The sequence below is a fragment of the Hyphomicrobiales bacterium genome (assembly GCA_039973685.1).
Lineage (GTDB): Bacteria > Pseudomonadota > Alphaproteobacteria > Rhizobiales > JACESI01 > JACESI01.
Map to the genome: position 1 here is coordinate 1 of JBDWKL010000025.1, position 24169 is coordinate 24169.

Sequence of the window (24169 nt, forward strand, 5' to 3'; positions counted from 1 at the left end):
TCATTACCAGCAAGTCCATTGATCGTGTCGTTGCCTGCAAGGCCATCGATTACCTCGTTTGATGAGGTGCCGTTGATTGCATCATTACCAGCTGTTTCTGATTGCGACAGCTCGAATGCGCCGATGTCGGTAAGATTTGTACCTTCATTACCAACACCTGGAATTTCTTGAGAACGCAGGCTGCCGCGCGCGTCTAAACCGAGGGTTTGAAGCGATTGATTGTTGTTACCCGCATCAATGGCTTGACTGCCTGATAAAAGCGCGAGTGTTTGAACCGGGCCGCCATTATCAGCAAGCGAACCGAGTAGCGGATTAATTGGCGCTAGCGACGTGCCGACAATATCGCCATACATGTTCGTCGGATTAAAGAAGGTACTCGTCCCGACTTGCCCGTTGCCGATCAGATTGTTGCCGAGGGAGGTGAAGGAGTTATCTGTATCATTAGTGCTTTGTGCTGAAATATCAGCACCGTAACCACCGATGTTATTTTGGGTATTACCTGCAACAATGGTGGAGGATAGCTGTGTTTCAGTGGTGTTGTTACCAAATGAAGAAATGCCGCCGCCAACTGTTGCTTGATTGCCAGATACGGTGGAATTGAACACCTGAAGTAACCCATCGGCGTTAAAGATGCCGCCGCCTGCACCGTCCGTCGCATTATTATAAATTGTGGAATTGGTGATTGTGGTGGTTTCGCCAGTTAGATCTGTATTCGAGTAAATCCCGCCGCCGCCAGAGCTGCCACCAGCCGTTGAATTGCCGGAGATAGTGGAATTGGTGACTATCAGGGTTCCACTTGAATTGAAAATCCCGCCGCCATCAGCCAAATCACCAATCGTTGAATTGCCTGAGATGGTGGAATTGGTGACTGTCAGGGAGCCTAACGAATTGAAAATCCCGCCGCCATCAGAAAAATCACTAGACGTTGAATTGCCTGAGACTGTGGAATTGGTGACAGTCACGGCTCCATCATAACTGGAAATCCCGCCGCCCTCAGCGTCATCACCAGACGTTGAATTGCCTGAAATTGTGGAATTGGTGACTGTCAGGGTTCCAAAAAAAATGTCAATCCCGCCGCCATCAGAAAAATTACCAGACGTTGAATTGCCTGAAATTGTGGAATTGGTGACAGTCACGGTTCCACTTGCATTGGAAATCCCGGCGCCAAAAGAGCCCTCACCAGACGTTGAATTGCCTGAAATTGTGGAATTGGTGACGGTCAGGGTTCCATCGTCATTGTTAATGCCGCCGCCATCAGCGTCATCACCAGACGTTGAATTGCCGGAGATTGTGGAATTGGTGACTGTTAGGGTTGCGCCATCATTGTTAATCCCGCCGCCTTCAGCGTTACCACTCGTTGTTCGACCACCCGTAATAGTAAGGTCTGTTAGTGTGACGTCTTCGGCGCTTGATGTAATATTGAAGACACGGGAGTTATCCTCCAGAAGGTCACCAGCCGTACCAAACATGCTTGCTTCAACGTTTGCTGCAACATCGGTGATATTGGTGTCTACAACAGTAATGTCATTGCCAAATAGATCGCCAGTGATAACAACCTCACCACCCGCTGTAGAGCCATCAATGGTGACATCTTCCGAGAGTGTAAGTTCACCTCGGGTCAGACGAATTAGCGCTTCTACTTCAAAGGCTTGGCCAGCACCAGAGGCAAAGGTGATCACGCTGGCATCCGCATTGGAATTGGCAAAATCAATCGCTTCGCGCAGTGAGGTTAAGCCGTCAAATGCGTCAACAACGTCTGATGCTGTTGTCACCACGAGGCTTGGTGTTTCAAACGCTTCCACCGCGCCGATATCTGTAAATCCGTCAGGGCCATTGGTAACATTGGGGGCATCCGCAGAACGAGCATTACCATTGGCATCTGTCGCGAGCATTTGATCATTGTTACCCGCATCAATGGCTTGGCTGCCTTGTTGTAAGGCCAAAGTTTGCACCGGACCGCCGTTATCGGCGAGCGGCCCAAGCAGCGGGTCAATCGGTGCTGTCGTTGTGCCGACTATGTCGCCATCCATGTTCATTGTAGCAAAGAACGTCACCGCCCCAACCTGCCCGTCGCCGATCAGATTATTGCCAAGGGAGGTGAAGGAGTTCGTCGTATTACTACCGCCCTGTGTTGAAATATCATTACCAATGGTGGTTGCCATATTACCTGCAACAATGGTGGAGGATAGCTGTGTTTCAGTGAGGTTGTCACCAAATGAAGCAATGCCGCCGCCAACTGCAGCGTTATTGCCAGCAATGGTGGAATTGAACACCTGAAGCAACCCATCGCCATTATAGATACCACCGCCTCTATTGGCCGCTTCGTTATTAAAAATTGTGGAATTGGTGATTGTAGTGGTTTGGCCGGTTAGACTTGTATTCGAATAAATCCCTCCGCCCTCAGAGGAATTACCAACCGCTCTATTTTCTGAGATTGTTGAACTAACGACAGTCAAGGTTCCAGCAGAATTGAAAATCCCGCCGCCGTCAGAGTTTTCACCAAACGTAGAATTGCCGGCGATTGTGGAATTGGTGACAGTCAAGGTTCCACCAGCCTTGTAAATCCCGCCGCCGCCAGAGTTTTCACCAGACGTTACATTGTTTGAGATTGTGGAATTGGTGACAGTCACGGTTCCAGCAGAATTAAAAATCCCGCCGCCGAAAGAGGCATAACCAGACGTGAAATTTTCTGAGATTGTGGAATTAGTGACAGTCAGGGTTCCACCATCATTGTAAATCCCGCCGCCGTCAGAGTTTTCACCAGACGTTAAATTGCCGGACACTATTGAATTGAGGAGTGTAATTGAGGAGTCATTAAAGCCGCTAATTCCGCCACCCTCATTATTATCACCCGTCGTTCTGTTCCCTGCAACCGTGGTATTCGTGAACGATAGGTCGGCTGTCGCAAAGATGCCGCCGCCATTAACTGCGGCACTGCCACCAGTGATGGTGAGGTTGTTCAGTGTTACTGTGCTCGATCCATAGGTGCTAACAAACACCCGTACATTGTCGTCCAATTGCGAAGCAGTGTTTGAAGCGTTGATATCGGTGATATTGGTGCCAGCAACCAGCGTGTCATCACCATTTACATCGCCGGTAATCGTCACATCTGTCGCACCCGCGCCATCAATTGTGACCGTACCCGGCAGGCTAAGCTGCCCATTTATCAGGCGGATTACACTGTTTGCACCGCCGGTAAACACGCTTGTATCAAATGTAATGGTATCTGCAACGCCCGACCCATTGGCCTGCGCCAATGACAATGCCTCACGCAACGATAACCCCGTTCCGCCCGATGCGCCTTGCGTTGCGCCTGCATCATTTTCATCAACGTTCGTGGTTACAATAAAATTAGTCATAATAATCTTTCTCGCCGACCACCGCATCAAAATACTAGGCTTTGGACTTGTGTAAAAAATAATAAAAAATCATATAAAACACCAATACTGCCTATATAATTTGAATGCAAGCACGTTAAAAACGAGATTTCACTTCAAACAATTTAGATTTTATTGGGACTGACCCTAGACGAAGTCGAAATCGCCTGTATCAAGATCATTCACATCGAAGTCTCGAAGTCGAATAGATCCAGAACCATAGTCGATGAGAGCATCATCTCCGCCAATTACGGAGAGAGTGAGTGATGCGAAGTCAGTGCCAAGTGACGATAGATCAATCGTATCGAAATTATCTTCGAAGTCATTGATCACATCTCCTCCATCATTGGCGTTGAAGATGAAGGTGTCGGGGCCGAAACCACCCGTTAGCGCATCATTGCCGCCACCGCCGGTAATCGTGTCGCGGCTTGCCTGACCACGTATGATATCGCGCTCGCTGCTACCAATGAGAATGTCAGCGCCTGAACCACCATCAAGTACGTTGTTCTCACCTTCACCAGCGATCAAAGTGTCATTGCCAGCTGCTCCAAGCAACCGATCCGTGCCGTCGCCACCATTCAAGGTGTCATCGCCGCCCTGACCGTTGATATTGTCGTTACCGTCATCACCATTGATTGTGTCGTTTTCAGAGCCGCCAAGCAGAAGATCATTGCCCTCTCCACCATTGAGAATATCTTCACCTTCGCGACCTTCAAGGCGGTCATTGCCAGCATTACCTGTAAGGATATTTACGCCTTCATCACCACGCAAAATGTCAACATTACTTGATCCCGTCAGATTTTCGAAATTTGAAATGGTGTCACCTATCGCATCGCCGCCGCGTGTTACACCATTAAACAGATTAATAATCACGCCAGCGGCACTGCCTTCATAACTCAGCGTATCTATTCCGTCACCGCCATCAAGCGTATCTGCGCCAGCCCCGCCGTCGATTGTATCATCACCAGCAAGACCGTTAATAATATCATTACCCGCTCGACCAACAAGACTATCATCATCATTCGTACCATCGAGAGTTTCACTATCATCCGTGCCGGTAATAGGAGCAGCATCATCATTCAAAATTGTACCAACCCCAGTGTCATCAATGGTGCCAGCAATTTGTACGTTCGGTGTAACCACAAGCGAAAAATTTTCAGCAGTCTCAAGATCATCGTCTGAATTAACGATAACAATAACACTTGAGACTGTTTGTCCAGGCAGGAAGGTGACTGTGCCTAATTGTGCGACAAAGTCCTCGCCTGCGATTGCGGTGCCGTTGGCAGTTGTATAAGCAAAGTTCAATGTGCTCGTAGAGGGTTCGGAGATGCGAACCTCAAACACGGCCTGTATCGTCCCATCATCTCCTTCTAGGATCTGAGGGTCAGAGACAAACAATGCACGGTCATTATCCGTACCATCGTTGTCAAGAATAACCCCAGTTGCGGTTAGGGTTGGTTGCCCACCAGCGAGAACACCATTGATTGGATTGAAAAGTTCTAGTGTAAAATTTTCATCATTTTCATTGTTGTTGTCACTGCCGCTAGAAAGAGCATCGGAATCGATGAATATCGTGCGAACCGTCTGCCCAGGCAAGAACTCGACAGTACTAAATACACGGTCATTATCTATATCCTCCGAGGCGGCACCATCCTGTACCGTTCTGAAAGTTGCAGAAACTGTGTTAAACAGATCCACTTCCGACAAAGTGACTGTAAAGGCAACAAGCTCACCTTCAACAGCCTCTCCAGATGAAATCGAAATAACTGGTAGATCTGTTGATGCATCATCATCGATAATGGTCGCAACACCACCAGCATCGTCTACTTCATTTGCAATGGCACCGTTCGGCGTTACCACAAGCGAGAAAGTTTCGGCGATCTCAACATCATCGTCTGGCAGGAGGTCGATAATTACAAACTGCACAGTCTCATTAGGTGAGAACTCTAAATTACCACTTCGCCCAACAAAGTCTTCGCCTGCAATAGCGGTTCCGTTGGCAGTTGTATAAGCAAAGTTCAATGTGCTCGTAGAGGGTTCGGAGATGCGAACCTCAAATACGGCCTGTGTTGTCCCATCATCTCCTTCTAGGATCTGAGGGTCAGAGACAAACAACGCACGATCATTATCCGTTCCATCATTGTCAAGAATAACACCCGTCGCGCTCAATGTTGGTTGGCCACCAGCGAGAATACCATTGACTGGATTGAAAAGTTCTAGTGTGAAATTTTCATCACTTTCATTGACAGTATCGCTCTGAGTGAAAATAGCATCGGAGTCGATGAATATTGTTTGAACTGTCTCGCCAGGCGAGAATTCTACGGTATCAAATACACGGTCATTATCTATGTTTTCCGAGGCGGTACCATCTTGTACCGTTCTGAAAGTTGCAGAAACGGTATTAAACGGGTCTGCTTCCGACAAAGTGACTGTAAAAGCAACAAATTCACCTTCAACGGCCTCACCAGACGAAATCGAAATAATTGGAATTATAAATTAAATCCTTATGTATATGAATAATTGAACAAACATATTTGCTAAAAGATATCACGATACTTCGTTTGAATAAAATATTTAAATTATCCTTTTAGCGTAATCTGCCAAATTCTAAAACCTGTAGAGTTGTGGCTCAATCAACAAATGGATCAGAAGACGCGACGATGCCGGCTCAGAGACACAAGTTTGATGAGAACGGCTTATCTACAGATATGAAACGTCTCATTGATGAGCCAAAAAGCGATGTTTTTGATGTGCTCGCCTATGTAAAATTCACGCTGGCCCATTGATGCGTCAAGAACGAGCCGAATCGGCAAGAAAAGAAGGCCTGCCAAACTTTGAAGGCGAAATGCGTTCGTTCCTAGAATCGGTATTATCGGCCTATGAAATACATGGTGTTGATGAACTTGCCTTATCCAAGATTGGCGACTTCTTGAAAGTAAAGTATGGTGGCGCCAATAGCGCGAAAAATGCGCTTGGTGAAATACCAAAAATCAAGCAAGCTTTTATGGATATTCAAGCCCATTTGTATTCGTCGTAATAAGATCGTCTAGTCACGGGTTATGATATGGGGAAAAGCGACGGCTTTAAGATTTGTTGGTCTTTTTGTTGGTTTCCATGGAATGCAAAATAAAAATACCAAATTAAAACAATGAATTAAATAAAACACATGATGCCGTTTGGGGCACCATACTTTCACCAAAACTGTTCCCAGATAGTCCGCGATAAGCGCTATTATATTTATTCTTCAAAGATTTGACGACATAGCTTGTCCAAGGCCCTCCAATAAAGCCTACTGGCATCCGATGCTTTTGCTGGCTTATTTGTTGGTCTTTTGTTTGTTCAGCTTAATGCTAGCCTAAAGGACCAACACAACATACTGATAGTGGCGACCTGCAGATGCTTTTGACTGCTAAAAGCTCCAAGCTTTGGAAAATAGCCTACCGCTTTCACAATAAACAAAAGATGCTTTCATTCGGAGCTTATCCAACCGTATGCACAGGACCAATATTTGGTACCAGTATAACTTAAGCTGCAGTTGGTGGGCGCCTTAGGCTTACGGCACCAGCGGTCTCAATATAAAAGGATGCAAGAGCATCTGCTGACATTGGTTTTGCAATGTAAAATCCCTGCACTTCATCAATGCCACGCGACTTCACAAATTCCCATTCATCGGCGGTCTCGACCCCTTCTGCCAAAAGCCTCATATTGAGTTGCCGACCTAATGTCGCGGCCACCCGAACAGTTTCTTGAGAGAAGGAGTCTTTGGTCATGCCTCTTATAAAGGCTTGGTCAATTTTGAGCTCTGTATAGGGAAATTCTTTCAGTGTTTTGAGGTTGGAATATCCTGTTCCAAAGTCATCAATTGCAATATCCACCCCCATTAGTCTGAGACGAGTGAGAACTTCCATTGATGTTGCATTGAACTCAAGGACTTCATTCTCTGTGATTTCGATTACAATCTTGTTCGGCTCTATTGCGAATTCACGCAACAAATCTCGAACCTTGCTAGGAAAGGAGAGATCAGCAACCTCAGTAGCAGTCACATTCAAAGCAACCTTTATTTGGATACCGTTGTCGCGCCATTTAACCATATCAACGAACGCGCTGCGGAACATGAGGAATGTCAGCTTCGTCGTTAAACCGTTGTCTTCAATAATCGGCAAAAAACTGGCTGGAGAAATCAAACCGCTTTCTGGATGCGCCCACCGAGCAAGGGCTTCAACACCAACGATACGGCCCGATAAAACATCCACCTTTGGTTGATAGTGGGGAAGAAATTGGTTCGTCTCTAAACCAATCACAACGTCATTGAGATTTGACGGCATGTTCGCGGTTTCTAAGTCTTTGTTTCCGGTAAAATCAACACCATGAAAAACACTATCTAAGCTTTGTTTCGTCAATGGTTTTCGGCATGTGCCAATGATCTTTAATTGGTGTAGATTGCCAAGCTTGCGTGCGCTGTCGATCAAGCGTTGTTCTAGGCTGGAAATCAGGGCAATTGAACCATTGTAGCCATCTTGCTTGAGCGCGCGTAGCATCTCAATGCCATCCATATCGGGCATCATCAAATCAGAAACAATTAGAGATATTTCGTCCTTATTTTCCTGGACTATTTCCAGTGCTTTTTTAGCAGACGGCGCTTCAAAAATTTGATCGCACCCAAGCCCCATAAAATATCCACTCAACACAATCAGTTGAGTTGGGTCATCATCGACCAGTAATACTTTTCCAATTTGAAACATGGAGCGCTACCCGCAATTGCAATATAGGTGTATTATCCCACGGGAACATCAAAATAATACTAAGATAGTCACTTAACTAAGACTTAAGAGGCTTCCGAAAATAGCGGGGTTTGACTGTCTTGTTTTTTAAGACGGCTATCAATTTCGCGCATGAGTTGATCATGAATTCTTTGCAGTTCTTCCAGTTCTAACTGGGCAGAATTTAGGTTTTTATCTTGTCCGGCCTTTTCGATTGCAGCACAACTGCTTGATAAAGTGGAAGCAGAAACATTTGCAGCCATTGATTTTAACGCGTGCGCATTTTCGAAAACCATCTTCGCATCGGCTTGTTGAAAACCGTCTAAAATTTGGCTCACAAGTACTGGTGCATTCGCCTGATATAGCGAAAGGAGTTTGTTGAAACTAACCTCAAACGCATCACCAAGGATTTCCCTTAGGTTATCCAGAGCTTGTTCATCAAATAGATTATGAGATTGTTGAGGCGTGGATGAGCCGTTTTGAGTGGCTAAGTTTGCTTCTTTGATTTCAGTTTGAATTTCATCTTTGTCCAACCATTTCATCAAACCTTGATGAAGAGTTTCCATCGTAAAAGGCTTCACAATGATGCCGTCCATGCCAGCGTCTTTCCATTGATCAGCAATTTTGTCTGCAAGGTGCGCGGTTAAAGCGATGATAGGTGTTGGCGTCTTTTTCTGTTCTAATTCTCTTTGTCGAATTATCTCTGTGGTCTGGAAGCCATCCATTTCCGGCATGCTGCAGTCCATAAAGACCAAATCAAAGGGTTGCTGGTTGAAAGCAGCAAGAGCCTCCAATCCATTTTCTGCAACGATAGGCTCTATATCAAAACGGTTGAGGGCCTGCACAATGACTTCGCGGTTTACGGGGTTATCATCCGCCACGAGTATTTGACGACCTTTGAACGAAGCAAACCCATTGTCACGGGTTCCTGTGTCACCAAACAGGGCCTTGGCTTTTGGTGCCTCAACAAGAAGCCGTTTAGCTACCTCAAGTGCGCCACAGCTAGAAGCAGGAAGGTTGATGAGGTCATGTACTTTGTCTTCATCAATCAGCTTCTCGACGGTAAACTCACCAAGCCCAGTTAGAGCCACGCAATATTGCGCCCAAACCTTCCCCCGCAGTGTTAACAAGTCGGAGGTTCGGGCAATCACGTAATCAACTTTGAATTCTTGAGCTTTAACTTGATCAACGCTTGCTCGTGACACGACATCAATACCGCACCGTTCGAATGCGTCCTTCAACACATGGAAAGTTGCACTGCTCGGCATAACCAGAAGAGCACGTTTATTTTGTACATCAGGTTTTTTGACTATTTCCAATGGCACATTGAGAGGCAAATCAAAGAAGAATGTCGATCCATGACCTGGCTCGCTTTCGACGCCAATTTCACCACCCATTGCCTCAACAAGCCGCTTACAAATTGGGAGGCCGAGACCTGTCCCACCATATTTACGTGTGGTTGATTGGTCTGCCTGAACAAAGCTTTCAAATACTTTACCCAGCTTATCGCGGTGGATGCCGACACCAGTATCTTTTACAGCTATGCGAATAGACGAAGACGCATGGGGACTTTGTTCAATATAGATTTGAACATGGCCGGCCTCAGTGAACTTCAATGCGTTATTGACGAGATTGCTCAAAACTTGGTTGAGCCGAACTGGATCACCATCGATCTCAGTGGGAATATTGGGACCTATATAACAGGCAATATCGAGTTGCTTTTCTTGTGCTGCTTGCCAAAATAATGACATCACATCTTCGCTGAAGGTGCGCACATTCACCGGGATAGATTCAAGATCTAAATTGCCAGATTCGATCTTGGAAAAATCCAACACGTCATTGATGATTGTAAGCAGACTTCGGCCTGATTTCATAACAACATCAGCGTATCTTTGTTGCTTTGGCTGAAGGTTAGCTGTTGTCAGAAGCTCGGCCATCACGAGCATACCGTTCATTGGTGTTCTGATCTCATGGCTCATTGTCGCCAAAAACTCTGATTTAGCTGCGTTCGCCGTTTCGGCTTCGTTTTTAGCAACAGTCAATTCTTGTGTTCGGTCTGCAACCTTGTCTTCCAAAGTATGTTGGTAATCTAGTAGTGCGTCATTTCGGCTCTCAATGCCTTCTAACATCTCATTGAAAGAATGTTCTAAAACCCCAATCTCTCCCTTGGTCTTTTCTTCTGTTCTAGAAGAATAACTCTGTGTTGAGCCGACCTTTTGCATAAAGGATGACAGAGTGCGTATTGGTTGGGTCAATAGGCGGATTGAACGCATTAAAAGCAGGATTGTGAGGAGTGATGACCCAACAGCAATTGCCAATGTGAAAAGCAGGTTCTTGATTAACCCAGAGCGAATGGATGAAATATCTGACAGCAGGCGCACATGGCCAATTACGGATCCAGACTTTCGAATTTCTTCTTCTACCCATAAGTCATTATGAAGGAGAAAATTAGAAAAGGCCTCCTCCTCTAAATTCCGATTGTCTCGCTTTAAAATCGCTTGATAACCGACTTCAGCGTAGGGTTTTCCATGCAGATCGAAAACAGATGCGAATTTGAACTCATCAAACCGACCGATCCCCGTCAAAATCCTTTGAACACCACCTCGATTACCTTCAGCCATGGCGTCTGCGATTGGTGCTGAAAATACGATGGCAGCACCCCGCAAGGCGTTTCTCTTTGTTGTGATTTCCCGTTCAAACGAGAAATAAGAAAGCACCGTGAAGGAGACCATCATTGACACAAATATCAATGCACCAAGGGTGATTGAAAGTCGAATATGCAGACTGTCACGATAGCGCGCTGTTTGTTTAGGTGTTTGTCCTCCTGCCATCATAAAGTCCTAAAGTTCCTTGCGGCCCGTTAATATGGGTCCACCCCCGTTAGGAGCGAGACCTTCTGGCACAGGAACGGTTGAGGCGCTAAAGTCAGAATTAATCTGAAGTTCAGGCCCGTCACCAGTCTCGATTTGATGAGCAATTATAGCCGTCCAATTGGACTGCTGCCCTAGCCTACTGGCCTTATCGATAACGAACTTTCCACGCGGCAAATAAACTGTACCCTCAAAGCGTTCCGCATCTCGTGTTTCAATCCTGAAACTACGGTTAGGAGGTGAATTTCTGTCTTCAAAAAATAGTAAGCCCGCCATTGGGCCTTCATCTGGTGCAGTCAGACTAACTTGGCTCGAGCCTGTAAACGCGAAGGTTGATTCTTCACCGGTGAAAAACATACCGACGTTCTCACCTGTAATTGTCGCGTCGCCTGTAATTTCTAACGGCCCGTCTTTGAAAACATAGACACCCGGTTCAAATGAAACTTCAAGCCTTCCGGTAACTCTTAACCCATTGCAATATGTACCGGGGGTAAATGTAAGAACACCGCCTTGAAAGCGTGGATCTTGCCTCACTCGCCCAGTTGAAAAAGATAAATTTGTGTTGTCAGCACTACAGGCCTCAATCTCAGGATATGCTCTGTTTGCTAACGGGTCATCAATCGGTGGACTATCGGTGATTGGGCTTGGATTAAAGTTAGCCTCAAATCCACCAAACCCACCTGAGGTAAATGTAGATGCAGCCTCCAAGAATGAATTCGGGTGTTGGAGGTCGAGACCGACAGTGGAGCTTGAGTTTGAATAAACTCCACACCCATTTGCCATTATTGTTGATTCACCACTCATGAATAAAGATTGGTCATTGGTTTCATCGAGTGCAATCACACAAATACTTTGATCTCCAGCCAAAGACGCCGTGGCAGAAACATTTAAAGGTGTCACACGATCATTGATAAGATGAGCAAAAAATGGGCTCCATTTATAAGCAACATCAACTGTTACCCACTTGGCATCAGGGTCGACTATCACACCAATATCGAGATCGCCTGAGCCTTCTGCGGCGACGGAATGTTCTTTTCCAAAATTCACAAAAACATATTGTTTCGCGACCGCTTTAATATCTTGCTCATTCGTGCTTGCTAAGCCCAATTCATTTACACTGGCAAGCGCGGCAGCGTCAGCGGCTTTTTGTAACATCGCTTTTTGTTGCCGAAGCACTGCGATATCCACAGCACCGCCTAAGCCGACAATGAGCACTACAAATCCAATGGACATGATCATAGCCATGCTCCCACTTGAATCTTTCAAAAGCGCTCTCAACAACCGCATAAAATTAACACCGACAAATTCCAAACAGGGGGAAACCTAGCATTGAATAATTAAAACCAATTTCACAGACGCCCACTTTAGCAATCAATTGGAAATGTAGTGAACGGTTTGATAACAGTTTCGACCTCTTGTCTTGGGGGCCGTTGTCAGAATGAACATACACAGGCGGGCAGCGCGAAATGACAAGGTCGGCGAGTGCACGACGAACCATATCGAGCGTACTGCCTTGCCGACCTAATCAATGCACTTGCCCAACTAACACATTTGCTTGTCGTAAATTTGCGACAACCTCTTTGGGTTTGTGGTGGTTTTCTCGTTTCTCCCTTCGAACGTTCAGCTATTCAATGAATGTGCGTGAAAGACGATTGCTGAGCGGTTGTAAGAGATAGCTGATCGCCGTGCGCTCACCAGTATTGACGAAAATATCGGCGGGCATACCAGGCACGAACTTCAAATCCTCGACATCAGCTGACTGCTCCTCATCAAGCTGCACTTTCGCAACAAAATACTCAGCACCACTGCGTTCGTCTCGAATGCTGTCGGCAGAAAGGTCCAAGATAATGCCTTGCGCTTCAGGCACGTTGGTTTGATCGAATGCGGTTAGGCGAATACGAGTTTCCTGTCCAATCCGCAGTTTTTCGATATCTGTCGGGCTAACACGAGCCGCCACGACCAAGGCTTCATCTGCGGGTACGATATCTAAAATATCTTCACCTGGACGGATAACACCGCCTTGTGTGTAGATGTTCAAGTTGACAATCTTACCGCTAACTGGCGCTTTGACATCGATACGTTTTTGCCGTTGTACAACACCTAAATATTGCGGTTCGACCGTTGCCAATTGTGCTTGGATTGAAGCGAGTTCAGCAGTCGCACGCTCACGCCGGTTCTGCTTCTCACTTAAACCAGAGAGTTGTAGCTCACCAATTTGATTGCGCGCCCGTGCTTGGGAGGTTTTAAAAGAGGCATCTTGACCACGCAGCCGTTCAATTTCACGTTGTACAACATTCACACGGCTTGCGGATGCATAACCCTGTTTAAAGAGCTTTTGAAGGCCGCCTAATTCGCGCCTTGCGATGTTAAGTTGGTTTTGGTTTGCTCCGCGTTGATTTTCCAACCCTTCGATTTCCTGATTCAGACTTTCAACCCGCTGCTCCAAAATTTCTTCCTCACTTTGCCTTGCGACTTGTTGAGTATCAAACAGACGTTTTTGGGTTTGATAAGTAGCTCGAAACTTTTTCTCATCCAATCGCTTTGAAATCTCAGGATCGATGCGAACAGGCGGAAACCTATCGTCACCTTGTAGTTCTGCCGTAAGACGGGCGCGGCGCAGAACCAATTCGGAGAACTGGCCGCCAAGAACGGTTAAATTGACATCCGTGTCAGTGCTATCAAGTCGCAGTAGGGTTTGATTGGCTTCTACCACATCACCTTCTTTGATGAGGAGTTCGCTTACAATCCCCCCTTCAAGGTGCTGAACTGTTTTGCGGTTGCCTTCCACCACGAAAGAAGCTGGCGCAACAACGGCACCGTCCAGCTTTGTCATCAGCGACCAATAAATGGAACCACCGACGAAAAACGCAACACAAAGCAATCCAAAAATGACCAATCGCGAAATTCGCGTTGAACTCGACATATAGGCAGCTGAGATATCCTGAGCGGATAGTGCATGGGAATTTCTATCATAGGGTTTAAGAGACTGGTTCATGATGGCACCTTCACGTTTTCTGCGGCACGCGCAATTTCATCGGTAGCTGCTTGAATGCGCTTGACCGGATTGTTGTCGAATACTTTACGGGTTTGCTGTCGAAGCACTTCTTCCTTCGGGCCAAAACTAGTCTGAGTGCCATTGTTGAGGATCAAAACTTTATTGACGGCCTGTAGGGCGCTTGGGCGATGGGTCATCACCACCACAACCGCGCGACGCCTTTGTGCTGCTTGAACCGCGCGCAAAAGGGCAGTGTCGCCATTTGCATCTAGGTTGGAGTTTGGTTCATCAAGCACGAGAAGAAACGGGTCTTTGTAAAGCGCCCGTGCAAGGCCTAAGCGTTGACGCTGCCCGCCAGAGAGGAATAAGCCATCTTTTCCAAGCTCTGATTCATAGCCATCAGGCAGGTCCAAAATCATATCATGAACGCCCGCATCCGTCGCCGCTTTGTAGACGGCTCCATCGTCCACATCATCTGCGAAGCGAGCAATGTTATTGCGGATTGTGCCATCGAAAAGTTCAACATCTTGTGGAAGGTAACCGACCATGCGTCCAAGTTGGTCACTGTTCCACTGAGTTGTCGGGTTCTTGTCGAAGCAAACTTCTCCTTTTTGAGGGAACCAGATACCAGAGAGCATTCTGGCAAGCGTGGATTTTCCTGATCCACTGCGCCCAATCACCGCGACAACATCGCCTGCATCCATATTGAATGTTATGTTTGAGAGCGTTGCATTTTGCGCCAATGGTGGGCCTGCTTTTTGGATATTTACGCTGAGGCTTGATCTGGCATTTGGTAAAAGCAACTTTGGCTTTTCGGCAGGGTTTTCCAACGTCAAACGCTTTAGTTTGCGAAACGACGTGGAGGCTGCCAATAGGGTGCGCCATTGACCAATTCCTTGGTCAATGGGCGCGAGCGCACGGCCAATGATGATGGTTGCAGCAATCATAGCACCGGCTGAGGTGTCGCCGGCGATGGCGAGTGCTGCGCCAACACCAAGTACAGCGGACTGTAAGGCCATGCGAAAGGTTTTCGAGATCGTTGCAAAAGTTGAGATACGATCTGTCACTTGGGTTTTGAAATAGCTTGCCGTGATCTGTAGAGAATTCCAACGGCGTGCAAGGTCGTTACGCATACCCATAGACTGGATAAGCTCCGCATTGCGTTCGCAGGTAGCGAATAGACCATCGCTGCGACCACGATTATGCGCCACTTGCTGCATCGGTTCGTTACTCGCGGAACTATTGATCATTGCAAGAATAATCAACACAACCGCACCAACAACACCGAGCAACCCGAGATAGGGATGAAGGATGAAAAGAACACCAAGGTAAATTGGAACCCATGGCATATCGAAGAATGGAATTAGCCCGCTGCCAGAAAGAAAATCGCGAAAGGCATTCACATCGGCAACAACATTATCGCCAGTTTTGGCACGGCCTTCGACTTTACGGCGCATGGTACTTGTCAAAACAGGAATGCCAACATCCAGTTCAAATCTGGTGCCAAGGCGGCTTAGGATGCGAGACCGAATAAACTCGAGCAATCCGATGACAAGAAAAGCACCGGCGAGGAGAAGACTTAGCGCAATCAGCGTATCTTCATTTTGGCTTGTTAGTACCCGATCATAGACCTGTAGCATGTAAAGGGGACCAGTAAGCATCAGCAGGTTCAACACAAGGCTGAACAAAGCAATAGCAACAAAACCGCTCTTAAGGGTTTTCATCGCTGTAGAAATTGGGTTTTGATTATCGACCATCACGACACCTCTTCGTATGGATTAAAATAAAAGAGGAGTAGCGGCATCGCCGCTACTCCGGTTCGTTAGGGAGTTAAGCCACGAAGTCGTTTTCGCTTAGGCTATCAACATCGACACCTGCGAGGCGCACGCTTGCTGCTTCACCAAGGCTGAGGACTGCATCGTCTCCATCCTGTTGTGCATTAGACAGCGCACCTGCAACGTCGAAGTCAGGACCGAAGTCGCCAAGTTGGATGCTATCCACGCCTGCTTCAAAATCGACGATGGTATCAATGCCGTCACCATCATTGAAAATGAATGTGTCAGCGCCTGCACCACCGATGAGCGTGTCGTTGCCTATGCCGCCGATAAGCGTGTCGTTACCGCCCTCGCCGTTTAGCGTGTCATCACCGGCTTGACCGTTGAGCACGTTAACGCCTGAGTTTCCTGACAGATCATCAGCACCACCATTTGCACTGGCAGCATTGTTTGAACCATTGATGTTTTCAAAGTTCAAAACAGTATCAGATAGAGCATCGCCTATTGTAGCGACACCGTTGCCATCTTCATCCAGATCAAGCGTAACTCCGCCACCAGCTGAAAAGAGCGCTGTATCAATACCGCTCCCGCCATCGATGGTGTCGACACCACCGAATGAATGGATGGCATCGTTACCAGCACCACCTTCGAGGATGTTGGTTTCATTGTTACCCAAGATCAGATCATCGCCAGATGTACCGACGACATTTTCAAAGTCATCAACTTCACTAACAACTTCACCATCAACACGGATTTCACCGTCCTGCGATGCTGGGCCAGGCTGTGGAGTGTTGACATCAAGGTCGATCACCACGCCTTCACCAAAGCTGCTCAAATCAATGGTATCTACGTCGTCAGAACCGATAACGTTTTCAATTGAAAACAGCACGTCAGTCTCAACAACCTCATCGATAACATCTTCACCAACAACACCAGTTGCAGAGATTGGTTCAGACACATCCAGTGTTGCACCCGCATCCACAAGCGTATCTTGAACCACTGGGCCATTGATGCCAGCTGGTGCATTGTGCAAGTGAATAGCAGACAGAACGCCCGGAGCAGGTGTTTGCAGGTCACTTTCAGCAAGGCCAACAACGTTGAGTTCGCTTGAGTAAACAACTTCACCAGTTTCTAGGTTTTGTCTGATTGTCAGTGTTGCACTACCTGTTGCTGCACTGTCAGACAATGGACCAGGTTCTTGGGCTGCATCGAGATCGCCTGCCAATGTGATAACGCGGAAACCGTGCTCGGTTACATCGTTTTCAACAAACAGCTGACCGCGAATTTCTCCACCAGCAAAATCCGTCGTGTGGATATTGTAGTAAAGGTTTCCAGCAACCGCTTCTTCGATGAATTGCTCACCATAAGAATCGCCTGCTTCATTGACGATAGCCTCATCAACAACAACAGAAAAACCAGTCTCACGGGTAGCTGTACCATTACCATTTGCATCAAGACGAACTGTTACAGGAACATCCAAGTCAGAGAAGTCAGCTGTATCAATGCCGTCTCCACCTTCTAGGAAGTCACTGCCGAGACCGCCAACAAGCGTATCGTCGCCGTCACCAGCAATAATAGCATCACGTCCGGCACCGCCGTCGATCACACCATTGATTTCACCAAGGTTGACCAGAATGTCATCGCCGTCACCCAGCAAAACATTACCGTTGATCACACCTTCATCATCGTTGACGATCGTCACAGCGCCTGCGTCACGTGCATCAATCGCGTTCACTGTACCGCGAATTTCGCCTTCGTTGATAATCGCACCTAAAAGGTCAACACCACCATCAATACGAATACCCGCAGCTGCATCTGATGCATCAGAACCAGCGATAAGGCCTTCGTTCTGGATAACGCCAGCAAAGCTTGCATCTTCCTGACCAGTAAATACGCGCAAGCCATCACCAATAGTGTTGCCTTCACTCGCATCGCCGCGACCTTGGATAGTGCCTTCATTGAATATGGAAGCAGAAACAATATCGCCAGCCACATCGCCTGTTTGAAGCGATACACCAGAACCATTGTTACCTTCTCCAGCATCAATCAAACCACGGTTGGTAAGCGTATAATTATCCGCTGTACCATCTGCATAAACAGTACCGTTACGCTGATCACCCGTACCGAGAATTGAGCCTTCGTTGATGACTTCAAGGCCTTCGCCGTCAATGTTCAATGCACGGCTGTCAGAAGTTACTTCACCCGTGTTGATGAATTGACCACCAGCGTGATTGCCAGTTCCGAAATAAACACCGTTTTGAACGCCAGAGATCAGACCACTATTGGTCAATGTACCTTGGAAGTTCACGCCGTTTACAACGCGGACACCCGCAACAGTTCCATTGGCACCTTCTGATGTGATTGTGCCACTGTTTGTAATGTCACCATCAAAGTCACCGCTGTTTCCAACATTGCCGATGCGAACACCATCGCCTGCTGCATTCGTTCCTGCGGCTGCATCTCCACGCCCTTGAATAAGGCCGTCATTGTTCAACGCGAACGAGTTGCTTCCAGCAATTTCTGCACCAAAGCCAGAGCCTTGATTGCCCTCACCTGCATCAACAACACCTGTAGACGCGTTATTGAAAGTGAAGTCTTGAGCTGTTCCATCTGCGTAAACTGTACCATTACGTTGGTCACTCGTACCGACGATATCGCCAGCGTTGTTTACTTCAAGTCCGATGCCATCAATGTTGAAAGCTCGGCTGTCAGAAGAGATAACACCACCTTCAAGGTTGTTGAAAACACCGCCCGTGTGGTCAGCGCCTTCGCCATTGACTGGATTGCCGAAGTAAACACCGTTTTGTACGCCGCTGATTTCGCCAGCATTGTTAAACTCGCCTTGGAATGAAACACCATTGACGAAACGCACACCAGCAACAGTGCCATTAGCACCCTCAGAAGTGATCGTACCGGTATTGTTGATTGTTGCATCGGTTGAGCCGATATTGCCAACATTACCGATACGAACACCGTCACCTGCAAGGTTTGACCCGGCAGAAGCATCGCCGCGACCTTGGATAAGGCCAGCGTTGTTTAGTTCGAAACTATTGCTGTTTTCGCCAATCTCAACACCAAAGCCAGAACCTTGGTTACCAACGCCGGCATCAATTGTGCCGCCTACAAGGTTTGTAACTGAGAAGTTGTTGGCGGTGCCGTCAGCATAAACAGTACCATTGCGCTGATCACCAGTACCGAGGATATCGCCACCGTTGATAAGATCGACGCCTGTACCATCAATGTTTACTGCGCGGCTGTCTGAACTGATCGTACCAAAGTTGAATACGTCCAGATCATGCTCCGCATCACCAATATAAAGACCATTGGCAGCGCCTTCGATCACACCAGTTTGTGTGTTCAAAATTTGGCCATCAAACGCCTGTCCATCTGCAACGCGAATACCACCGGCTGTGCCTTGATCGCTTTCAGAAGAAATAAGACCGCTATTGACGATATCGCTATCAAAGACCGTTCCGTCAGCACCGTTGTTAATACGAATACCATCACCAGCAAGCGTGCTGTCAGAGGCTGCTTGTCCGCGACCTTGAATTGTTGAGCCAAAGCCGTTGACGATATTGCCAGACACAACATCATTTTCAACATTGCCAACTTGCAGAGAAATCGCTGCACCTTGGTTGCCCACACCCGCATCAATGATGCCGCCAGCAAAGTTGCCGATTGAGAAATTCTCAGCGGTCGCGTCTGTGTATATTGTACCGTTGCGTTGATCACCGGTGCCCAAAATGTTGCCAAAGTTGCGCACGTCAACATTGTTACCTTGAATGTTTACTGCGCGGCTGTCTGATGAAATTGTTGCGTTAAAGAAGTTATCGAGACTTCCCGAAGACTGGCTTCCTGAAAAACTAACGCCGTTAAAATCGCCAGCGACATCGCCAAAGTTACGAATATCTGCGCTGCCTGTCACATCGATGCCGGTCGCATTAGCGCCATTTGCATCAATTGAAGCAGAGCGGAAGTTGAAGAGATCTGAACCATCTCCAGTGATGGAAACAGCGGAAGGTGAGCCTTCTGTTGTGATAAGGCCAAAATTCAAAAGCCGCGCAAAATCATTGTCCAGCAAAAATGCTGGAACATGTTCTACAACTGAGTTTTGAAAGAAACCTTGTACGAGTGTTTGGTTATCGCGAACTGTTTCTTGAGCCAGCGACGACGTATTCAAAAACTTTGAGCGTAAACTCGCTAAAATTCCTGATGCCATGACTTTTCTCCAATAGGTAATTTAAGGGACCAAACAGCGCAGGGGCAGCGCCTTTGGCTCCGCGGAACCTTGCAGAAAGTTAAAATTGTATGAAATACATTGTCCTTATGCATTATATAAGGACTCATTATACTGACGGTGTGTCTCGGGCTATAAAGCGAAAATGTCTCGTAAAAACAGGGTATTGCAACCGCTTAATCAGTGGTGAAGCATCGGTTCATTCACAGCAGTTCACATTTGTTTTATAATTTATTCTATAATTTGAGTATTATAATGCATATTATAACTCACTATGCACTTATAAAGCACTTGCGCGCACCAGCCATTTGTTGGTCGTGCAAGATGGGCCGTTATGGTTAGTTGTTCTAAAGACTGGGAACCGCGAACGTGCCTGCTGGTGGCGACCCGACAATCGCCGTTATGAGGTTATCCAGCAATGACTGACGATTATACCCCTTACGCGAAACCACACCCAAGTCGCGTTTGTTGCCTGCATCTTCAAAAGGGATAAACGACAAACCCCATCGATCTTTCGTAAATTGCTCTGCTGCAATTGAGTTTACGATCGTGCAATCTTCACTATGGCTAATGTGTCGGCATACCGTTTCAAATCGAGCTGCGGTGACATCGAACTCTACTTTGCTTTCAGCTTCATCAGTCACCATTGGCAAGTCTTTCTCCAACTCGTAACCAAAGGGAATTGAGAAGCGGATAAGGCGGTCTGCTGGAACGTCTTTAGCTAAAATGCTTTTGCGGCTGGCTAAAGGTGTCCCCGCCTTTGCTGCAAGAAACAGGGGTTCCAGCCATAAAGACTGAAAAGAAAGGGTCGGTTTTTCCTGATTTTCACCCAGTTTATCAAAAGTCTTGCGGGCAAGAAGCGCCACATCGATCTCACGCGTTTCAATTTTTCGAGCCAGTTGAACGGGCTTATCTTCCACCAAAACAACCCGCATGGAGGGATATAGATTACCGATTAGTTCGCGAAAGTAGCCAATGAGATAAGGTGCGAGTGTTGGCGTTATTCCAAGTTTAAACGGAAACGCTTCCTGATCTTTAAACTGCATTGCAACATCTTTAATCGCGCGCGTGTTGCTATTAATTGAGGCTGCTTTGTCGATTATAAGCGCACCAAATTCTGTCAGCAAAACTTCATTATGACGCCTATCGAAAATTTCGACGCCTAATTCCTGTTCGAGCTTTTTAATCTGGCTGGATAAGGCAGGTTGCGAAACATTGCACGCAAGGGCTGCGCGGCTGAAATTCTTATGAACAGCAACCGCTTCCAAATATTCTAAATCTCTCAAATTCATGCGTGAAGCCTAACAGCCAAATTGGTCACTTATTTTCGCACTCATGCGATGGATATAATCGTAGCTAAAATCTGTAACCTTACAAGTATAACAAAACGTGATTGTTATGTGTTGTCTACTTGCACGACATCGCACCAAACTTCATTCCAAAGCGGCTGCTTCATCAATTGAATTTGCTAACATGGAGGCCGGAAACTTATGCGCCACCGCGAAACAATGAATAGCCCCATGCTGTAAATTTAAATGGCAGGTGAAAATGCTCTCCGGTCTTATCAATGCCAAAGTGGAAAATAGCTGTTTCCATAAAAGCGGGATCTGGAAGATCTGCCCCTAAGTTGCGAAAATAATCGCCGACGGAAAATTGCACACGATACATCCCTCGACGGACGCCCTGCCCCTTGGATACTGGATGCTGCAATAATCCTGAAACATCACAAGCACCTGAAGCGATTTCAATTTCTGTATCGCCTAAGAAAAATAGCCTTACCGCCAATCCCTTGGCAGGAATACCATTGGCAACATCAACGGCATGGATTGATATGCCCCCAGCCGCCGCATTCGTGCTGTCATTACCTTGATCCATGACGGTTCCTTTTTACATGACCATGTGACTTACAAAGTTGCTCAATGTGCATTTAACAATGGGCGATAGTCAAAAAATTGTTCTAATTACAATTCACTATCATGCTAGTTTCATATAAAAATTAGAATAGCTTATAAAGCGCAACCTGTCCTAACCCATATTCCAACCCTTTGAATATTGGGGGTTTCAACATCAAGCAAAAAGCGCAAGACGATGACACTTCACTTGGTTCCCCGCTCTCTTCAATATCTGGAATGCGTTGCAAAGCTTGGCTCTATTCAGGCCGCTTCTCGTGAACTTGGCATTTCTGCCTCTGCTGTTCATCGCCAAATTGTTCTTCTGGAAGAGATGCTGGGAGAGGCTTTGTTTAGCCGCGACACCAAGGGCGTGACACTTACTTATTCAGGGCGCCTGATCCTAGACATGTCTCGAAATTGGCGACTGGATAGCGTAAAATTACAGACCCTCATCCAAGCGCATAAAGGCGTTGAAACTGGGCAAGTGCGCATTGCAGCCATGGATAGCATGGTAAATGGGATTGTATTGGAACTAGTAAAACGGGTTTCAAAAGCTCATCCTAAAGTCACTTTAGAGATCGAAATTCTAAGTCCTAAAGATGCTGTTTCTGGCATTCGCAATGGGGATTTTGATATCGCCATTGTCTCGAACCCTGGCCCAGAGGAAAATTTAAAGTTCCATTGGTCGCGCGAATTTGTTCTTGGCTGCATTGCAACACCTGAGCACCCACTCGCGCAAAAAAACAAAGTAAGCATTGAAGGACTTGCCAATCATTCTTTGGTATTCCAGAGCAAAACTCTAGCCATCCGCCAATTGTTAGAAGCTCATCATGGGTGGCTTTTTGATCATATCGAACATGCTGTCAGTGTGAATTCCATCCAATTGATGAAGCTTCTTGTCGCCTCTGGAAACTATATTGCGGTGACCTCGCAATTAGACGCGGCACCCGAGCTTGAAGCGCAAACGCTTACCTTCATCCCGATCAGTGATGATGACACCTTCAACCAAACAATTGCTTTGGTATCCAACGCTCAAATGCCCGTTTCAATCATTTGTCGCAAAGTGCTCGAGATCACTAAAACCATTTTGGAAACACATTAAACTTCGAGGCTGCGTTAAAGTGCCAGTAAAACGGCCGATATATTATATTCTAATAAATAGAATGGATTGTTATTTTTTATTCTATAGACAGCAACAATCTGGAGTCATAGCCTTTTCCTAAATTAAGGGGTTTTGTGCTGTGAGTAGCCTAGAACATTTAAATAAGGCCGATAACGACCAAGCATTTCAACTGCTGGAACCTCTTATTGAACGCGCTCCTCATGTTGCAATTCGTGTTGCGGAAAAAAGACCTTTTAAAAATGCTGAAGAGATCGCTTTAGCTATCGCGGAGGAACTTCATAGCCTCGATGATGAAAGCCAAATTTCTCTTTTTAATTCTCACCCAGAATTGGCACCCGACAAGCCACTGGAAATGACACACGAATCCCAGAGCGAGCAAAACCGACTGCACCTAACTTCTGACTTTAACGCTGAAATTGCTCGGCTAAAAAAACTCAATTTAGAATACAAAGAGAAGTTCGGCTTCCCTTTCATCACAGCATTGGTGCGTCACGACAATTTGGCCAGTGTGCTTGACGAGTTCAAGGTTCGGTTATCGGGTAATAAAAAATCTGAAATAAGCAATGCGATTGAACAAGTCGTGATTGTTAGTAAAGCCCGTGTTTTGAAAAATTTTGACATTGCTACCAAGTCTGGAGTTTCAAATGAAACCAGATAGTGGCGAGGCAAATTCATTAGATGACACATTGAGCGCACCAAAACAGCGCACTTGGGTGGGAACAATTGGAGCCATCCTCCTTTTAGTCCTCAGCCTCATTTTCATCGCAGGCGGCTTAGAGTTAGGTCTAGGCATACCAACACGGCTTGGGACAGGAGCCTTTCCGGTTCTTACAGGCCTTATTGTTCTCGTGCTTGCCCTCTTCATCTTCCTAGATGAGTTTCGTGGTGACGGCATTAAAGAAGCGCCAGACTGGATTGGTTTTTTAGCAATATCAGCAGCCATCGCGACCTTTGCATTGCTTGTTGACCGGCTAGGTCTTGTCCCAGCAGCTTTCCTATCCGTCGTCGTTGCCAGCATGCCAGATAAAAGCATTGGCTTCCCTTATAAGATTGTTTTAGGCGCGTTTGTTGCGCTTGGCTGTTGGGCACTTTTCATCAAGGCAATCAACTTGCCTTTCAAAGCATTTGTGGGAATTTGAG

Annotated in this window: 15 protein-coding genes; 5 read left to right on the top strand and 10 right to left on the bottom strand. The window is 46.6% G+C overall.

The genetic code is table 11. From position 1 onward, the window contains the following. Both ABJO30_07460 and ABJO30_07465 read right to left on the bottom strand, forming a co-directional pair. Nucleotides 1-3359: choice-of-anchor Q domain-containing protein (locus ABJO30_07460; protein MEP3232649.1), on the bottom strand; the 3359-nt coding region annotated here is incomplete at its 3' end. A gap of 165 nt (nt 3360-3524) precedes the next feature. Then, complete coding sequence (locus ABJO30_07465) at nt 3525-5870, bottom strand: Calx-beta domain-containing protein (protein ID MEP3232650.1); 2346 nt, start codon at nt 5868-5870, stop codon at nt 3525-3527. A gap of 167 nt (nt 5871-6037) precedes the next feature. Here ABJO30_07465 and ABJO30_07470 point away from each other — a divergent pair, with 167 nt between their 5' ends. Then, nucleotides 6038-6163: a hypothetical protein gene (locus ABJO30_07470; protein MEP3232651.1), complete on the top strand. Its 126-nt coding sequence runs from the start codon at nt 6038-6040 to the stop codon at nt 6161-6163. After that, the gene (locus ABJO30_07475) at nt 6163-6414 is read left to right on the top strand and encodes a type I restriction-modification enzyme R subunit C-terminal domain-containing protein (GenBank protein ID MEP3232652.1); all 252 of its coding nucleotides are present in this window, start codon (nt 6163-6165) and stop codon (nt 6412-6414) included. The genes ABJO30_07470 and ABJO30_07475 overlap by 1 nt, the downstream gene beginning before the upstream one ends. Nucleotides 6415-6901: 487 nt before the next feature. On the opposite strand, the gene ABJO30_07480 is transcribed toward ABJO30_07475, so the two are convergent. From ABJO30_07480 to ABJO30_07515, 8 genes are all read right to left on the bottom strand, one after another. Then, complete coding sequence (locus ABJO30_07480) at nt 6902-8119, bottom strand: EAL domain-containing response regulator (GenBank protein ID MEP3232653.1); 1218 nt, start codon at nt 8117-8119, stop codon at nt 6902-6904. A gap of 83 nt (nt 8120-8202) precedes the next feature. Further along, nucleotides 8203-10971 carry an ATP-binding protein gene (locus tag ABJO30_07485; GenBank protein ID MEP3232654.1) on the bottom strand — a complete coding sequence of 923 codons (2769 nt, stop codon included), beginning with the start codon at nt 10969-10971 and terminating at the stop codon, nt 8203-8205. Nucleotides 10972-10977: 6 nt separating this feature from the next. Then, entirely contained in the window at nt 10978-12246 is a 1269-nt protein-coding gene (locus ABJO30_07490; GenBank protein MEP3232655.1) for a pilus assembly protein TadG-related protein, read from the bottom strand. A 385-nt stretch (nt 12247-12631) separates the two neighbouring features. Continuing rightward, complete coding sequence (locus tag ABJO30_07495; GenBank protein ID MEP3232656.1) at nt 12632-14002, bottom strand: HlyD family type I secretion periplasmic adaptor subunit; 1371 nt, start codon at nt 14000-14002, stop codon at nt 12632-12634. Next, nucleotides 13999-15759 carry a type I secretion system permease/ATPase gene (locus ABJO30_07500; protein MEP3232657.1) on the bottom strand — a complete coding sequence of 587 codons (1761 nt, stop codon included), beginning with the start codon at nt 15757-15759 and terminating at the stop codon, nt 13999-14001. Before ABJO30_07500 ends, ABJO30_07495 begins: the two co-directional genes overlap by 4 nt. A gap of 73 nt (nt 15760-15832) precedes the next feature. Continuing rightward, nucleotides 15833-19996 carry a CHRD domain-containing protein gene (locus tag ABJO30_07505; protein MEP3232658.1) on the bottom strand — a complete coding sequence of 1388 codons (4164 nt, stop codon included), beginning with the start codon at nt 19994-19996 and terminating at the stop codon, nt 15833-15835. A gap of 365 nt (nt 19997-20361) precedes the next feature. After that, complete coding sequence (locus tag ABJO30_07510; GenBank protein MEP3232659.1) at nt 20362-21306, bottom strand: LysR family transcriptional regulator; 945 nt, start codon at nt 21304-21306, stop codon at nt 20362-20364. 196 nt (nt 21307-21502) lie between these two features. Beyond that, nucleotides 21503-21889 carry a hydroxyisourate hydrolase gene (locus ABJO30_07515; GenBank protein MEP3232660.1) on the bottom strand — a complete coding sequence of 129 codons (387 nt, stop codon included), beginning with the start codon at nt 21887-21889 and terminating at the stop codon, nt 21503-21505. A 213-nt stretch (nt 21890-22102) separates the two neighbouring features. Between ABJO30_07515 and ABJO30_07520 the strand changes: the two genes are divergently transcribed. From ABJO30_07520 to ABJO30_07530, 3 genes are all read left to right on the top strand, one after another. Next, a complete protein-coding gene (locus ABJO30_07520) occupies nt 22103-23008 on the top strand; it encodes a LysR family transcriptional regulator (GenBank protein ID MEP3232661.1) in 906 nt (301 codons plus the stop codon). A 139-nt stretch (nt 23009-23147) separates the two neighbouring features. Then, on the top strand, nt 23148-23687 hold the full coding sequence (uraD, locus tag ABJO30_07525) for a 2-oxo-4-hydroxy-4-carboxy-5-ureidoimidazoline decarboxylase (protein MEP3232662.1): 540 nt from the start codon (nt 23148-23150) through the stop codon (nt 23685-23687). After that, nucleotides 23674-24168 (top strand): tripartite tricarboxylate transporter TctB family protein, encoded by a 495-nt coding sequence (locus ABJO30_07530; GenBank protein ID MEP3232663.1) that lies wholly within the window; start codon nt 23674-23676, stop codon nt 24166-24168. The genes uraD and ABJO30_07530 overlap by 14 nt, the downstream gene beginning before the upstream one ends. Nucleotide 24169: the final 1 nt, after the last annotated feature.

Bases quoted from the DNA above. Each gene is read 5' to 3' on its own strand.
- ABJO30_07470 (MEP3232651.1), top strand. From the start codon at position 6,038: ATGCCGGCTCAGAGACACAAGTTTGATGAGAACGGCTTATCTACAGAT.
- ABJO30_07475 (MEP3232652.1), top strand. From the start codon at position 6,163: ATGCGTCAAGAACGAGCCGAATCGGCAAGAAAAGAAGGCCTGCCAAAC.
- ABJO30_07480 (MEP3232653.1), bottom strand. From the start codon at position 8,119: ATGTTTCAAATTGGAAAAGTATTACTGGTCGATGATGACCCAACTCAA.
- ABJO30_07485 (MEP3232654.1), bottom strand. From the start codon at position 10,971: ATGATGGCAGGAGGACAAACACCTAAACAAACAGCGCGCTATCGTGAC.
- ABJO30_07490 (MEP3232655.1), bottom strand. From the start codon at position 12,246: ATGATCATGTCCATTGGATTTGTAGTGCTCATTGTCGGCTTAGGCGGT.
- ABJO30_07495 (MEP3232656.1), bottom strand. From the start codon at position 14,002: ATGAACCAGTCTCTTAAACCCTATGATAGAAATTCCCATGCACTATCC.
- ABJO30_07500 (MEP3232657.1), bottom strand. From the start codon at position 15,759: ATGGTCGATAATCAAAACCCAATTTCTACAGCGATGAAAACCCTTAAG.
- ABJO30_07505 (MEP3232658.1), bottom strand. From the start codon at position 19,996: ATGGCATCAGGAATTTTAGCGAGTTTACGCTCAAAGTTTTTGAATACG.
- ABJO30_07510 (MEP3232659.1), bottom strand. From the start codon at position 21,306: ATGAATTTGAGAGATTTAGAATATTTGGAAGCGGTTGCTGTTCATAAG.
- ABJO30_07515 (MEP3232660.1), bottom strand. From the start codon at position 21,889: ATGGATCAAGGTAATGACAGCACGAATGCGGCGGCTGGGGGCATATCA.
- ABJO30_07520 (MEP3232661.1), top strand. From the start codon at position 22,103: ATGACACTTCACTTGGTTCCCCGCTCTCTTCAATATCTGGAATGCGTT.
- ABJO30_07530 (MEP3232663.1), top strand. From the start codon at position 23,674: ATGAAACCAGATAGTGGCGAGGCAAATTCATTAGATGACACATTGAGC.